The following is a 13,485-nucleotide window of genomic DNA, read 5'->3' on the forward strand; positions in this document are numbered from 1 at the left end:
GCCGCCTCCCAGAATGGCAATGTGCATAGATAGCCTGCTAGAAAAATATACTGTATATTTATACAGTATATAATGACTAGGAACAGACCTGCCATGAATTCTGTTAAACCGCTTATCTCGCCGCTTGCTTGGTATAAGGGGCGTGGCGCAATCACACATCTGCCCGGGCGCTTTGAAGTAGATCAGCGCGAACCATTTGACGATGGCTGGCCATCTAATGATGGGCCAGCCCCGCTCTTACATACTGAAGTGTTCAGCGAGCAAGCAAAAAGTATCTTAACGCATAATACTTCGCCCGATCTCCCATTCAATGTCTCGCTCAATCCCTATCGCGGCTGTGAGCACGGTTGTATTTATTGTTTTGCTCGGCCTACGCATAGTTATCTAGGATTATCGCCTGGGCTTGACTTCGAGAGCCGCCTATACGCAAAAATGAATGCACCGCAATTGCTTGAGCGCGAGCTTGCCCGGCCAGCGTATCTACCGCAACCGATTGCCCTTGGGGTCAATACGGATGCCTACCAACCTATTGAGCGTGAGCTACGCATTACGCGCCGTATACTTGAAGTGCTGCACGCTTGCGCCCACCCAGTTGGGCTGATTACTAAATCATCATTAATCGAGCGCGATATTGACTTGCTTGCGCCTATGGCGGAACGCCAGCAAGCCATGGTGGCGATCACCATTACCACACTTGATGCTGCGCTGGCGCGCATCTTAGAGCCGCGTGCCGCGGCGCCAGAACGGCGGCTGCGCACAGTGCGTACGCTGGCAGCAGCCGGCATCCCGGTTGCGGTATCGATTGCGCCAGTGATTCCATTTGTGACCGAGCCGGAGCTTGAGCGTGTCTTAGAAGCGTGTGCAAGCGCAGGTGCTACAAGTGCACACTATATTGCGCTGCGTTTGCCATGGGAGGTTGCGCCGTTGTTTCGGCAGTGGCTTGAAGCTCATTTTCCAGACCGTAGCCAGCGCGTCATGAACCGGGTGCAAGAGATGCATGGGGGTAAAGAATATAACGCGGAGTTTGGGCAGCGCATGAAAGGTCAGGGGCTGTGGGCAAATCTGCTGAGGCAGCGTTTTGCAAAAGCAGCCCGCCGGCTTGGACTGAATGGCCGCCAATATGAACAGTTAGACAGTTCGCGTTTCATCCGGCCGGTCATCAAACCTATCGCGCACGGTGATAGTTCGCAGCTATCTTTATTCGATCATGAATAGCAGATGATTGGCGATTATGGGGTCCGCATGGACCTAGCTCATATAAAGCTGGGTGCAAATAACCAATCTTTTTGAAACTTCGGCTATAATTACGCCCTTTGCCATTCGCGCACATCTGGTTTTTAAGGATTTTAATATGGTTATTATTCGCTTGGCACGCGGTGGCGCAAAGAAGCGCCCATTTTATAACATCGTTGTTACTGATTCGCGTAACCGCCGCGATGGCCGTTTCATTGAGCGTATTGGTTTCTACAATCCGCTCCAAACTAAAGGCGAAAGCCTGCGCTTGTCGCAAGAGCGTCTGGCGTACTGGCAAGGGACTGGCGCCCAGTTGTCGGCAGCCGTGGCACGCCTTGCAGTGCAGGCCGCTAAGCAAGTTGTTGCTTAAAAATTGTTTAGCTTGAACTGCGGCTTATACGCTCGCCGTAAAGTTTCATAATGGCGGATGCACCTGTACCGGTAAGCGCTATACCTGATGACTGTGTTGAAGTAGGCATAGTCGGAGGGGCTTATGGCGTGGGCGGCTGGATCAAAATTTATCCGCATGCACAGCGTAATCAAGGCGGCGAAGCACTTTGCAGTGCACAGCGCTGGTGGTTGGCTGAGCCTCCCGCCGGTGTCAATGGTAGCAAACCCAATCGTCAAGTAGATCGCCAGCAGGGTGTCACGGTGCTGGCGGCCAAGGTGCACAGCGGCGCAGTCGTTGCACAGCTTGCCGGCTGCAATGAGCGTGAGGCGGCGCAAGCCCTAAAAGGGCTGCGGGTACGGATCAGTCGCGCCGATTTTCCAGCGCTGACTAACGATGAATATTATTGGGTAGATTTAATTGGGCTTGAGGTTGTTAATCAGGCGGGGGTGATGCTGGGTACGGTTAGCGATCTGATCGATAACAGTGCTCATGCGATCCTGCGTATCGCTGACTTAACTTCGGACCAAGCGGGTGAGCTGGTTAACCATGAACTACTTATCCCGTTCGTTGGAGCCTATATTCATCAGGTCGATCTGGCTGGTGGCAAGATTTTTGTCAATTGGGACTTGGATTACTTAAACTAGAAATTCTAGGTTGCAGTAGCTGGTGGCACAAAGCCTGTGTGGATTAGAGGGTGCAATGCAATTTGATGCAATTACGCTTTTTCCTGAGATGTTTCGCGCCCTCACTGACTGGGGCGTTACAGGGCGGGCGGCAAAGCAACAGCGTTATGTGTTGCGTACCTGGAATCCGCGTGATTTCACCACCGATCGTCATCGGACCGTTGATGATCGTCCATACGGTGGCGGCCCTGGCATGGTGATGTTGGCGCGGCCACTGTCGGCGGCGATTGCCGCGGCAAAAGCGCAGCAGGCTAAAATAGGTGTGACCCCTCGCGTGATCCTGCTGTCGCCGCAAGGAACGCCGTTAACGCATGTCGGCGTAATGCGGCTGGCGGCTGAAGCGGGTTTGGTGTTTTTATGCGGGCGCTACGAAGGCATTGACCAAAGATTAATCGACACTGAAGTCGATGAAGAAATTAGCGTTGGTGATTTTGTACTGTCTGGTGGCGAATTGCCTGCGATGGCGCTGATGGATGCTGTGATCCGTCAGTTGCCCGGTGTTTTGAGCGATGCGCAGTCTGCGATCCAAGATAGTTTTGTGGATGGTTTGCTCGATTGTCCGCATTACACGCGTCCAGAAGAATATAATGGCATGCGTGTACCTGAGGTATTATTAGGGGGCGATCATGCGGCCATTGAAAAGTGGCGGCATAAGCAAGCCTTAGCGAGCACGCTCACAAAACGGCCGGATTTAATTGAGGCTGCGCGTTTGCAACAAACGCTCACTGAAACGGATCAAACCTGGCTGGCAGATGCGCATTTTCATCTGCGTGTGCCTGAGTCTTTAGGGTAACAAATAACGTATCTCTAACGCTTGATTCAGCATTAGAGAAGCGATAGGCGGTGTCACATTTGATGTGGCGCCATTTTTTAGCGTCATCCTCTGCCAAGGCCATACTTAATTTTAAGGTGTGCATACAACGTTGGTACGATGATTTTGGAGTGAGTAATGCATTTAATTGAACAGCTCGAGAAAGAAGAAATCGAGCGTGTGATGGCGGGTAAGACGATCCCGGATTTTGCCCCGGGTGACACTATTATTGTCAATGTCAATGTGGTTGAAGGTAGCCGCAAGCGTGTCCAAGCTTACGAGGGCGTGGTGATTGCCAAGCGTAATCGTGGCTTGAATTCATCGTTTATTGTCCGCAAAGTTTCATCGGGCGAAGGCGTTGAGCGGACTTTTCAGACTTACTCGCCTTTGTTGGCAAGCATCGTTGTTAAGCGCCGTGGTGCGGTGCGTCGCGCGAAGCTATACTATCTGCGCGAGCGTTCTGGCAAATCTGCTCGGATTAAAGAAAAGCTCACCTTCAGAAATCGTTCTGCGGCACCTGCCGCCTAGAGCGAAGTTTCGGCTTATCGGAAAAAGCACCCATAGCTCAACACTCTGGGTGCTTTTTCTATTTCATGGCATTTGTAGAATTTAACTCGAGGCGTGGTTTTTGGCATGACTTTTTTCTCCATATTGCTCGCTCTTATGCTTGAACAGGCACGCGCATTGTCGCTGCGAAACCCTGTTTCTAGGTTGCTGCGTTACCATGCAACTACCATTAAACACAGCTTTGATGCAGAAGGTGCAACTAAGCGGAGTGCGCTCGCCTGGCTCGCGGTTGTGTTACCGTGGGCGCTCGCTGTTGGCTTGGTGTATTACGTGTTGTATAACATCCACTTTGTGTTTGCCTTTGCTTGGAATATCGCGGTTGTCTATTTCACCCTCGGCTTTAGGCAATTTAGCCATTACTTTACAGACATCCAGCTGGCCTTAAATAACCATGACATCGTGCGGGCCCGTGAGATTCTCAATCAATGGACAGGTATTGACACGACCGCTATGCCGGCGAGTGAAATTGCTCGCCATACGTTGAGTCATGCAGTGATTGCGTCTCATCGACATGTATTTGGCGTTTTCTTTTGGTTTTTGGTCCCGTTTGGACCTGCCGGCGCCGTTTTATATCGAGTGAGTGAATACCTAGCACGGCTATGGGCCGAATCCTCTACGGTAGATCAGCACCATGCGCCACTTGCCCGCTTTGCGCAGCAAGCCTTCTTTATTATTGATTGGATTCCAGCTAGGCTGACTGCACTTGGTTTTGCGATTGTCGGTAATTTTGAGGATGCGCTTTATGCCTGGCGCAACGAGGTGCGGCAGCCTGCTGAGAGCAACGATGCTGTTTTGTTAGCGGCCGGTAGTGGTGCACTAGGCGCTCGCCTAAGAGGACCCAGTGCTGAACCGTCGAGCATAGATGTACTCTCTACCGATGAGCCGCCAATCTCCGTGGGTGAGGAGTGTACGCCGGCGATGTTGCAATCGGCGATTGGGCTTGGCTGGCGGGCAATGATACTGTGGATGTTACTGTTGCTGATGCTCACGATTGCGGTTTGGTTGGGGTGATTTCCTCACTGCTCTTTTTCAGCGAGCAATTGCATATAAAGCGAATGCCGTGCAGGCGCAATTTCTCCTCTTTTTAGCGCAGCCAACACTGCACAACCCGGTTCATGCAAGTGGCGGCAGTTATAAAAACGGCAGCCCGCAAGAAACGGTTGGAACTCTCCAAATGCGCGCTCAAGCATCCCTTCGGATAAATGATGCAAGCCAAATTCTTGAAAACCTGGCGAATCAATCAAAGCACCGCCGTCAGGCAATCGATAGAGCCGGGTAAGCGTTGTCGTGTGCTTGCCAGTCTTTAGCGCAGTCGAAATCTCACGCGTCGCGGCTTGGGCTTCAGGCACCAATAAATTCACCAATGATGATTTACCCATGCCAGATTGGCCTAACAAGAGTGTTGCTCGGCCTGCAAGCCGGCTCGCAAGGTGTTCATGGGTGGCTTGTGGTTGCGCATGAACGGAAACTTCAAGCACCTCGAACCCCAACTTTTGATACAAGTGTAGTCGCGCGCGTGCGCTGGCTAGCATAGTGGTTAAGTCGGTTTTATTTAATACAATAAGCGTAGTCAGTTCGTGCGCTTGTGCGGCCAGCAATGCGCGACCGAGCATTTCTTCACTAAAGTACGGCTCGGTGGCTAGCACAATCAGCAACTGATCAAGATTAGCCGCTAAATATTTTGATTTAAATGCATCCGAGCGATACAGTAAATTACGACGCGGCAGGATTTCAAGAATCACGCCTTGATTATTTGAGCGGCGTTCGCAGATGACCTTATCGCCGACTGCCGCGTCATTTTTTTTGCCGCGCGGAAACCCTTGTAGTAGGCCACCATTATTTTCTAACTCAATTAAATAATGGCGGCCATAGGCCGCAGTAATCACACCGCTTTCGAGAGGAGCGCTCATGTCGTTGCCAAGAGCCGTTCGATACGCTGTGCTGCTGGCGGGTGTGAGTAATAGAAAGTGCTATAGATCGGGTCTGGAGTTAACGTCGATGCATTATCCTCATAGAGCTTAACCAGTGCGCTCACCAGTTCATGAGGATTGGTTTGTTGGGCCGCAAACGCATCTGCCTCAAATTCATGCCGGCGAGAAAGCAGGCTGTTCAGTGGACCTAAGAAAAAAAGAAAAACTGGCATCATCAAAAAGAACAAAATAAGCGCTGCGCCATGATTGTTGCCAGTAGTGAGCACGGGCGTCACGCCCAGGCTGCTATAAAACCAGCTGTGCTGCACCAGCCAGCCAAATAATGCCAGTAATCCAAAGCTGATGGCAAAGGTGATGACAAGTCGTTGCGTCACATGGCGCCGTTTAAAATGCCCTAATTCATGCGCTAGCACTGCCTCCACTTCATTGCCCGATAAGCGGGCCAGCAGAGTATCGAAAAAAACAATCCGTTTAGCTCTACCAAACCCGGTGAAATACGCATTGCCGTGAGCTGAACGGCGGCTGCCATCCATCACAAATAAGCCTCGTGCGGCAAAGCCACAGCGTTTGAGCAGCGCCTCAATCCGGCGGCGCATGGCTTCGTCGCGCAAGGGCTCGAATTTATTAAACAGGGGCGCGATCAGCGTCGGGTAAATAATCAGCGCTAGCAGGCTAAATGTAGCCCAAACTCCCCAGGCCCACAGCCACCAAAAACGACCTGCTTGCTCCATCAGCCACAGCACAATAAAAAGCAGCGGCAAGCCAAAAACAGCGCTCAGTACGCAGCCTTTGAGCGAATCGACAACAAACAGCGTTTTTGTCATCCGATTAAAACCAAAGCGTTGCTCAATCGAAAAATGACGAATATAGTCAAAAGGCAAGTCAATTAAGCTAAGGAGTACGATCACGCTAGCTACCAGGGCAATTTGTCCGGCGTAACCATGGCCGAGCCAGCCGGCAAGAGTTGTGCTTAATGCTTGCAGCCCGCCGAGTAGGGTGAGCGCAATGAGAACGATTGCACCGGTCACGGCTTCAGCGCTGGCAAGATGGGTGCGTGCCACGGTATAGTCAGCCGCGCGCTGATGGGCAGTCAGTGAAATAGTCGGCTCGAACTGCCTAGGAACTGCGCTGCGATGGAATGCGACATAACGAATTTGGCGCGCAGCAAGCCATAATTTCGTACTGACCATCGCAATTAACGCTAGCATAAAAAATATAGTCAGCATATAGGGGCTATCCGTTAGATTGAGTGTGCGAAAATGGTAAGTTGAGATTTTCGCCGATTTGGCGCTGCTCTGCCTAAAAACTTTAAGAGAACGATACCGATCATGCTTAACCCCAATGTCTCTAAGAATCCTCAGGCTGATACGACAGGCCTTGCGCGTAGTGAGTTTAACCTTATCTGGCTTGATATGGAAATGACGGGTTTGCAACCTTCAACCGATCATATTCTTGAGATTGCGGTGGTGGTTACCGATTCAAATCTAACGACGGCGATAGATGGACCGGTGCTTGCGATTCATCAGACGGATCTGATCTTAAGCGCGATGAATCAATGGAATCAAAAGACTCATGGCGGTTCAGGTCTAATCGAGCGTGTGCGTGCTTCCACCATCGGCGAGTCTGAGGCGGCTAGACAGATCAGTGAGTTTATAAATGACTATGTGCCGCCAGGCAAATCGCCGATGTGTGGTAATTCGATCTGCCAAGATCGCCGCTTTATGGCGCAATGGATGCCTGAGCTTGAGGCGCTTTTTCATTACCGTAATCTTGATGTGAGCACCGTGAAGGAACTCTGCCGCCGCTGGCAGCCGGCAATTTATAAGGGCTTTCATAAACGTGGGCTGCATACGGCACTGGCTGATATTCATGAATCAATTGATGAACTGAAATATTATCGGGAGCATTTTATCCGGTTGTCAGCCGCAAATTAAAAAATGTAAAATCACAGAATAGTATTCTATTTCATTCTTCACCCCGAGCTGAGTTGTATTCAATATGGTCGCCAAAACACATTTTTTCCCGCGTACGCAAGAACAATTAAAAGAAATCGCCTCGGATATTTTGCACTACGCTAAACAGCTGGGGGCGTCCGATGCGGTTGCAAGCGTTTCCGAAGGCGACGGTTTATCCGTGACGGTACGCTGTGGCGAGGTCGAAACAATTGAGCATAACCGTGACAAAGGCGTGGCTGTTTCTGTGTTCATCGGTAAAAAATCTGGCCAGGCGAGTACCTCGGATTTTATGCCGCAGGCGCTGCGTGACACCGTAGCTGCAGCCTATAACATTGCGCGCTTTACGGCTGAGGATGAATGCGCTGGGCTGGCAGAGCAGGAGCTACTTGAGCATTCACCGCTGGCGCTTGATCTATATCACCCATGGCAACTCGGCGCAGATGAAGCGGCGGCAATCGCGCGGCGGGCCGAGCAAGCAGCCTTTGCTACGGATGCTCGGATTAGCAACTCGGAAGGGGCCAGCGTATCTGCGCAACACGAGCATTCTGTGTTGGCGACCAGCCAGGGTTTTTTAGCGGGCTATCCGACTTCCCGCCATTTTATTTCATGTGCGCCGATTGCCGGCCGCGCTCAGCATATGCAGCGGGATAGTTGGTATACCTCAAAGCGTAGCGCGAGCGATCTGGCGGCTCCTGAAGAGGTGGGCCAATATGCGGCTCAGCGTGCGCTGGCAAGGCTTAGAGCGCGCTCCCTCAGCACGCGTCAATGCCCGGTATTGTTTGATGCGCCGCTGGCAGCAGGCCTGATCGGCGCCTTTGTGCAGGCGGTGAGTGGTGGTGCACTGTATCGTAAGATGACATTTCTAGTCGATAGTCTCGGCCGTCAGGTTTTTGCGCCGCATATTCGCTTGCTGGAAGACCCCCATCTGCCGCGGGCAATCGGGAGCAGTCCATTTGATGCGGATGGAGTGCGTACGCACCGGCGTGAAATAGTGCAAAACGGTATTGTGCAAGGCTATTTTTTATCGACGTATTCGGCGCGTAAATTAGGGATGCAGACTACGGGCAATGCGGGCGGCTCGCATAATCTTGCGCTTCAAAGTACGCTGACCCAGCCATCAGATAATTTGCCGGCGATGTTAAAAAAACTGGATACAGGGCTTTTTCTCACCGAATTGATGGGACAGGGCGTGAATTATGTGACGGGCGATTATTCGCGGGGTGCGGCTGGATTTTGGGTTGAAGGTGGGGAGATTCAATATCCGGTTGAGGAAATTACCGTGGCGAGTACCTTGCAACAGATGTTTCAGCAGATCGTGGCGATTGGTGCGGATACCTTTATATATGGCGCTAAGGAGACAGGCTCAGTGTTGCTTGAGCAGATGACGGTTGCTGGGCATTGAGGGGTAGCAAAGGTTTTACAGGGTGCGCTGCGGCACTCTGAGTTGGCCTTTTATTGCATCTATATGCGCTCATAAATCACAAACGCATACGCAAAATCGTTCGGCGGTAAGCTGTGATGCTGACTCTGGGTGATTTGTTTCCAGACCAGGGGGTCGGGTTTAGGAAAGAAGGCATCCCCGTCAAAATCCTTGTCGATTTCGGTAATGATCAGCTGATCGGCATAGTTTAGTCCTTCCGCATAAAGCTGCGCTCCGCCAATTAAAAATGCTTGCGGCACCGATGCGCTGGCACAAAGCTCAAGGGCATGAGCTAAGTTGCTGACTGTTTCGCAGCCAGCGAAGACTCGCTTAGGATCACGTGTGACAACAAGATTACGCCGCCCAGGCAGGGGGCGTCCGATTGATTCATGCGTTTTGCGGCCCATAATGACGGGCGCGCCCAAGGTAGTGCGCTTAAAAAAAGCCAGATCCTCGGGTAGATGCCAGGGCAGTTGATTATGACGGCCAATGACGCCATTGCGGGCGCGAGCGACAATAATTGAAAGCGAGGTCATATATTTTAGATAGCAATGGGCGCTTTGATGGCGGGGTGGCATTGATAATCGGCCAGAATAAAATCTTCAAAGCGGTAGCTGAATATATCCTTGGGCTTACTGGCAAGATTTAATTGTGGCAATGGATAGGGGGTGCGAGCGAGGAGTTGCTTAACTTGCTCTAAATGATTGGTATAAAGATGACAATCGCCTCCGGTCCAAATCAACTCGCCCACGGTTAGCCCGCATTGCTGAGCAAGCATATGGGTCAGTAGCGCGTAACTAGCAAGGTTAAAGGGCGTTCCTAAAAAGACGTCTTGGCTGCGGCAGTAAAGTAAACAGCTGAGTTTGTTATCGTTGACGTAAAATTGAGTTAAACAGTGGCATGGCGCGAGCGCCATGCGGCCCGCCTGAACATTTTCGATGGGGGTTTGCGATTCGTCTGGAAAATCCGCGATATTTAATGCCGTCAGCAATAAGCGACGTGAGTGCGGCCGTTCTTTGAGTTGCTTGACGAGCTGAGCAATCTGATCGACTGTGCTGCCATCCGGCTTAGGCCAGAAGCGCCATTGATGGCCGTAGACAGGACCCAAGTCGCCGTTTTCATCCGCCCATTCATCCCAGATGCTTACGCCATGATCGTTTAAATATTTGATATTGGTGTCACCGTTCAAAAACCAAAGTAATTCGTGAATCACGCTTTTAAGATGAATTTTCTTGGTGGTGAGAAGCGGAAAGCCAGCGGCAAGATCAAAACGCAGTTGGCGGCCGAATACGCTGATGGTGCCTGTGCCTGTGCGGTCTGCTTTTGGCGTGCCGTGGCTCAGAATATCTTGTAGCAGTTCGTGATAGAGTTGCATGCTGTGTCAAATGATTGGGGAAAGTCCATGATTGCGCGCTTCATCGAAGATGCGTAAATCACCTGTGGCAAGTTTGTGGTGATCGGATAGTACGCGTCGCCAGCTGCGGGCGCCAGGCACCTCATGATACAAACCCAGTATATGACGTGTCATTGCGCCTAAATATGTTCCGCGCTCAAGTTCTTGCGCAGCATAGGCGATAAATGCCGTTTCAATTTCCGCGCGCTGCAGTATCGGTGTTGCAGCTTGGTAAAAATGCTGATCAACACTGGCTAACAGCCAAGGCTGATGATAGGCTTGGCGACCTAGCATCACGCCATCTACATGAGCGAGTTGCTCTGCCATTTGCTCAATGGTTTGAAGCCCGCCGTTCAGAATGATTTCAAGCTCAGGAAAATCGCACTTTAAACGATGAACATAATCGTATCGAAGGGGTGGAATAGTCCGGTTTTCTTTTGGGCTGAGCCCGCCAAGGATGGCATTGCGCGCATGTACAATGAAAGTGCGACAGCCCGCGTTGGCTACGGTGCCAATAAAATCGCGCACAAACGCATAGTCAGTCCGGTCGTTAATGCCAATGCGATGTTTAACCGTGACTGGGATCGAGACGGCATCGCACATCGCGCGCACGCAATCGGCGACCAATTCTGGCTCAGCCATTAAACATGCACCAAATGCACCGCGTTGCACACGCTCAGATGGACAGCCGCAGTTCAGATTGATCTCATCATAATTGGCTGCTGCAGCGAGCTTAGCGCAACGTGCAAGCTCAGCGGGGTCACTGCCGCCAAGTTGTAGCGCAAGCGGGTGCTCCTCTTCATTAAATGCGAGGTGCTGAGCGGCGTTGCCATGTAACAGGGCGCCGGTGGTGACCATTTCGGTATAGAGCCAGGTATGGCGCGTCAAGAGCCGATGAAAATAACGGCAGTGACGATCAGTCCAATCCATCATAGGCGCCACGCAAACGCGCCGGCCACCTTTTACCGCAAGCGGGTGGGGTTCACTTAAAACTTCGTCCGGATGGTCTGGAGGTATCGTATTTTGGGACATGCCACGGTTTTTCATCACAACCACAATCTTTATTCAAATCCTGAAATCACAGTAAATAGAGCGCTCACTTAAAGCCAACTTTGTACTAGAGTTGTGGGCGAAAGCGCCGCGCCGCTTATTATAGCGCCAAGCGTCTAATCTAGAGATAGAGGTTAGGTCTTACTTGACTGATATTAGGATAATGGATGATGGAGGCTCATTTTTAATTAAAATGCACTGGGTCGAATGAGACCTACGACGATCCCTTCAAGGGCAAAATCCACCTGCTCGGGCTCAATGGTTAAATTAGGATAATCTGGGTTTTCAGCAATTAATTCTACTTTTTTGCCACGCTGTCTGAAGCGTTTAACGGTTACTTCATGATCGAGCCGTGCGATGATAATCTGACCGTTTTGGGCTTGGTCCTGACGCCGTACAGCGAGTAAATCGCCATCTAGGATCCCTGCATCGCGCATCGATAGGCCGCGCACATGCAATAAATAGTCAGGCCGGCTGGCAAACAGGGATGGATCGCAATGATAATGTTGAACAATATGTTCTTGCGCGAGGATTGGGCTGCCGGCTGCGACGCGGCCAATCAGCGGCAGCGATAATTGCATGAGGCGAGCGTCAGGCAGCGTGAGTTGGCGAGGCTTGCTCTGGGTTGCGGCCAGTTTAAGTTTAATGCCACGCGAGGTCCCCGCCGTGAGTTCAATCGCGCCTTTGCGGGCTAGCGCCCGTAAATGTTCTTCAGCGGAATTCGCTGAGCTAAAACCAAGCTGGGCGGCAATTTCTGCCCGAGTTGGGGGAAAGCCGCTGTGTTCAATCGCGTGGCGGACCAAATTGAAAACTTGCTGTTGCCGTGTGGTCAGTTTGAGCATAGTGTCGTTGTGTGTTTGATCAAATACCCCTGTTTTTTTATACAGTATAAAGTGTTTTGCTAGTGAATGAAAGCAGGATTTACTGCCATCTAATGCAAGCCAGCCATGCTTTGTTTTTATTTGGCAGGACCTGGCGTTTGGCCCAATCGTAGAGTGCGCCCTGCTTGGCTGATATCAAGTGGGCAGATTAGATAGTGCCAGCCTGCTGACAGCGTTGCCGGTGAGCTGGCTACAAAGTATCTCCGATACTTATTAAATCAGTGTTAAAATCCTAATTGGTTCTGCTTTACTCCTGTCATTTGGCTCAAAAATTGGGCGCGATGCGCAAGGCGTCAGCGTAACCAAATTATCAAACCAGCGCACCCAGGGTGCTTTTAGCTTTATTTAATAGGCTAAATAGTATCGCGGCTGGTTTTAGACCTAACCCTTACGGAGAATTCTCATGTCTATTACGATGCGGCAAATGTTAGAAGCGGGTGTCCACTTTGGTCACCAAACGCGTTTTTGGCACCCTAAAATGGCCCCTTATATCTTTGGCCACCGCAACAAAATCCATATTATCAACCTCGAAAAAACCTTGCCTATGTTTCAAGACGCGCTGAAATATACGCGTCAAGTAGCGGCTAATCGGGGCACCATCCTATTTGTCGGAACTAAGCGCCAGTCGCGCGATATTATTGCTGAAGAAGCGACCCGCGCTGGCATGCCTTATGTCAATAGTCGTTGGCTGGGCGGCATGTTGACCAATTTCAAAACGTTGAAATCATCGATCAAAAAGCTTAAAGAAATGGAAGCGATGGTCGAGGCGGGTGACCTTGAGCGCATGAGCAAAAAAGAAGCACTGATGTTTGAACGGAATATGGCGAAGCTGGACAAATCGCTCGGCGGTGTCAAGGATATGAACGGCATGCCAGAGGCAATTTTCGTGGTCGATGTGGGATACCACAAAATTGCGCTGACTGAAGCGAAAAAACTCGGCGTACCCGTCATCGCGGTAGTGGATACCAATCATTCGCCAGAAGGCATTGACTACGTGATTCCAGGTAATGACGATGCTAGCAAAGCAGTCGCACTTTATGTGCGCGGTATGGCTGACGCTATTCTTGAGGGTCGGGAAAAAGCCCTGCAGGGTTTGGTTGAGGCAGTCCGTAGCAGCGATACCCCTGAAGATGAATTTGTTGAAGTTGACGAAGAAGCGTAAGCCGTTTT

General features: G+C 51.0%; 15 protein-coding genes. 9 read left to right on the top strand and 6 right to left on the bottom strand.

Features of this window, described 5'->3' with window-relative positions; all coding sequences use genetic code 11:
- Positions 1 to 93 precede the first annotated feature (93 nt).
- From NQD60_RS02980 to NQD60_RS03005, 6 genes are all read left to right on the top strand, one after another.
- Positions 94 to 1,215, top strand: a complete 1,122-nt coding sequence (locus tag NQD60_RS02980; RefSeq protein WP_257101004.1) for a PA0069 family radical SAM protein — start codon at positions 94 to 96, stop codon at positions 1,213 to 1,215.
- Between the two features lie 136 nt (positions 1,216 to 1,351).
- Positions 1,352 to 1,603, top strand: a complete 252-nt coding sequence (gene rpsP, locus NQD60_RS02985) for a 30S ribosomal protein S16 (protein ID WP_223694062.1) — start codon at positions 1,352 to 1,354, stop codon at positions 1,601 to 1,603.
- Between the two features lie 50 nt (positions 1,604 to 1,653).
- The gene (gene rimM, locus NQD60_RS02990) at positions 1,654 to 2,268 is read left to right on the top strand and encodes a ribosome maturation factor RimM (protein ID WP_257101005.1); all 615 of its coding nucleotides are present in this window, start codon (positions 1,654 to 1,656) and stop codon (positions 2,266 to 2,268) included.
- Positions 2,269 to 2,323: 55 nt separating this feature from the next.
- A complete protein-coding gene (gene trmD, locus NQD60_RS02995; protein ID WP_257101006.1) occupies positions 2,324 to 3,100 on the top strand; it encodes a tRNA (guanosine(37)-N1)-methyltransferase TrmD in 777 nt (258 codons plus the stop codon).
- Positions 3,101 to 3,256: 156 nt separating this feature from the next.
- Entirely contained in the window at positions 3,257 to 3,646 is a 390-nt protein-coding gene (gene rplS, locus NQD60_RS03000) for a 50S ribosomal protein L19 (protein ID WP_257101007.1), read from the top strand.
- Positions 3,647 to 3,751: 105 nt separating this feature from the next.
- Positions 3,752 to 4,696: a CobD/CbiB family protein gene (locus NQD60_RS03005; protein ID WP_257101008.1), complete on the top strand. Its 945-nt coding sequence runs from the start codon at positions 3,752 to 3,754 to the stop codon at positions 4,694 to 4,696.
- A 5-nt stretch (positions 4,697 to 4,701) separates the two neighbouring features.
- Here the strand turns inward: NQD60_RS03005 and rsgA are convergent, their stop codons facing one another.
- Positions 4,702 to 5,595 (bottom strand): ribosome small subunit-dependent GTPase A, encoded by an 894-nt coding sequence (gene rsgA / locus NQD60_RS03010; RefSeq protein WP_257101009.1) that lies wholly within the window; start codon positions 5,593 to 5,595, stop codon positions 4,702 to 4,704.
- Positions 5,592 to 6,842, bottom strand: coding sequence for a M48 family metallopeptidase (locus NQD60_RS03015; protein WP_257101010.1), 1,251 nt, complete (start codon positions 6,840 to 6,842; stop codon positions 5,592 to 5,594). Before NQD60_RS03015 ends, rsgA begins: the two co-directional genes overlap by 4 nt.
- A gap of 102 nt (positions 6,843 to 6,944) precedes the next feature.
- Between NQD60_RS03015 and orn the strand changes: the two genes are divergently transcribed.
- Complete coding sequence (gene orn, locus NQD60_RS03020; RefSeq protein WP_257101011.1) at positions 6,945 to 7,550, top strand: oligoribonuclease; 606 nt, start codon at positions 6,945 to 6,947, stop codon at positions 7,548 to 7,550.
- Between the two features lie 64 nt (positions 7,551 to 7,614).
- Positions 7,615 to 8,973, top strand: coding sequence for a metalloprotease PmbA (pmbA, locus tag NQD60_RS03025; protein WP_257101012.1), 1,359 nt, complete (start codon positions 7,615 to 7,617; stop codon positions 8,971 to 8,973).
- Positions 8,974 to 9,032: 59 nt separating this feature from the next.
- Here the strand turns inward: pmbA and NQD60_RS03030 are convergent, their stop codons facing one another.
- The 4 genes from NQD60_RS03030 to lexA form a co-directional block, all read right to left on the bottom strand.
- A complete protein-coding gene (locus NQD60_RS03030; protein ID WP_257101013.1) occupies positions 9,033 to 9,527 on the bottom strand; it encodes a dihydrofolate reductase in 495 nt (164 codons plus the stop codon).
- A gap of 5 nt (positions 9,528 to 9,532) precedes the next feature.
- The gene (locus NQD60_RS03035; RefSeq protein ID WP_257101014.1) at positions 9,533 to 10,366 is read right to left on the bottom strand and encodes a thymidylate synthase; all 834 of its coding nucleotides are present in this window, start codon (positions 10,364 to 10,366) and stop codon (positions 9,533 to 9,535) included.
- A 6-nt stretch (positions 10,367 to 10,372) separates the two neighbouring features.
- Positions 10,373 to 11,317, bottom strand: coding sequence for a tRNA dihydrouridine(20/20a) synthase DusA (dusA, locus tag NQD60_RS03040; protein WP_257101245.1), 945 nt, complete (start codon positions 11,315 to 11,317; stop codon positions 10,373 to 10,375).
- A gap of 305 nt (positions 11,318 to 11,622) precedes the next feature.
- Positions 11,623 to 12,276, bottom strand: coding sequence for a transcriptional repressor LexA (gene lexA, locus NQD60_RS03045; RefSeq protein WP_257101015.1), 654 nt, complete (start codon positions 12,274 to 12,276; stop codon positions 11,623 to 11,625).
- A gap of 442 nt (positions 12,277 to 12,718) precedes the next feature.
- Here lexA and rpsB point away from each other — a divergent pair, with 442 nt between their 5' ends.
- Positions 12,719 to 13,477 carry a 30S ribosomal protein S2 gene (gene rpsB / locus NQD60_RS03050; RefSeq protein ID WP_257101016.1) on the top strand — a complete coding sequence of 253 codons (759 nt, stop codon included), beginning with the start codon at positions 12,719 to 12,721 and terminating at the stop codon, positions 13,475 to 13,477.
- Positions 13,478 to 13,485: the final 8 nt, after the last annotated feature.

It is taken from the genome of Mycoavidus sp. SF9855 (genome assembly GCF_024582735.1).
GTDB lineage: Bacteria > Pseudomonadota > Gammaproteobacteria > Burkholderiales > Burkholderiaceae > Mycoavidus.

Bases quoted from the DNA above. Each gene is read 5' to 3' on its own strand.
- NQD60_RS02980 (WP_257101004.1), top strand. From the start codon at position 94: ATGAATTCTGTTAAACCGCTTATCTCGCCGCTTGCTTGGTATAAGGGG.
- rpsP (WP_223694062.1), top strand. From the start codon at position 1,352: ATGGTTATTATTCGCTTGGCACGCGGTGGCGCAAAGAAGCGCCCATTT.
- rimM (WP_257101005.1), top strand. From the start codon at position 1,654: ATGGCGGATGCACCTGTACCGGTAAGCGCTATACCTGATGACTGTGTT.
- trmD (WP_257101006.1), top strand. From the start codon at position 2,324: ATGCAATTTGATGCAATTACGCTTTTTCCTGAGATGTTTCGCGCCCTC.
- rplS (WP_257101007.1), top strand. From the start codon at position 3,257: ATGCATTTAATTGAACAGCTCGAGAAAGAAGAAATCGAGCGTGTGATG.
- NQD60_RS03005 (WP_257101008.1), top strand. From the start codon at position 3,752: ATGACTTTTTTCTCCATATTGCTCGCTCTTATGCTTGAACAGGCACGC.
- rsgA (WP_257101009.1), bottom strand. From the start codon at position 5,595: ATGAGCGCTCCTCTCGAAAGCGGTGTGATTACTGCGGCCTATGGCCGC.
- NQD60_RS03015 (WP_257101010.1), bottom strand. From the start codon at position 6,842: ATGCTGACTATATTTTTTATGCTAGCGTTAATTGCGATGGTCAGTACG.
- orn (WP_257101011.1), top strand. From the start codon at position 6,945: ATGCTTAACCCCAATGTCTCTAAGAATCCTCAGGCTGATACGACAGGC.
- pmbA (WP_257101012.1), top strand. From the start codon at position 7,615: ATGGTCGCCAAAACACATTTTTTCCCGCGTACGCAAGAACAATTAAAA.
- NQD60_RS03030 (WP_257101013.1), bottom strand. From the start codon at position 9,527: ATGACCTCGCTTTCAATTATTGTCGCTCGCGCCCGCAATGGCGTCATT.
- NQD60_RS03035 (WP_257101014.1), bottom strand. From the start codon at position 10,366: ATGCAACTCTATCACGAACTGCTACAAGATATTCTGAGCCACGGCACG.
- dusA (WP_257101245.1), bottom strand. From the start codon at position 11,317: ATGATGGATTGGACTGATCGTCACTGCCGTTATTTTCATCGGCTCTTG.
- lexA (WP_257101015.1), bottom strand. From the start codon at position 12,276: ATGCTCAAACTGACCACACGGCAACAGCAAGTTTTCAATTTGGTCCGC.
- rpsB (WP_257101016.1), top strand. From the start codon at position 12,719: ATGTCTATTACGATGCGGCAAATGTTAGAAGCGGGTGTCCACTTTGGT.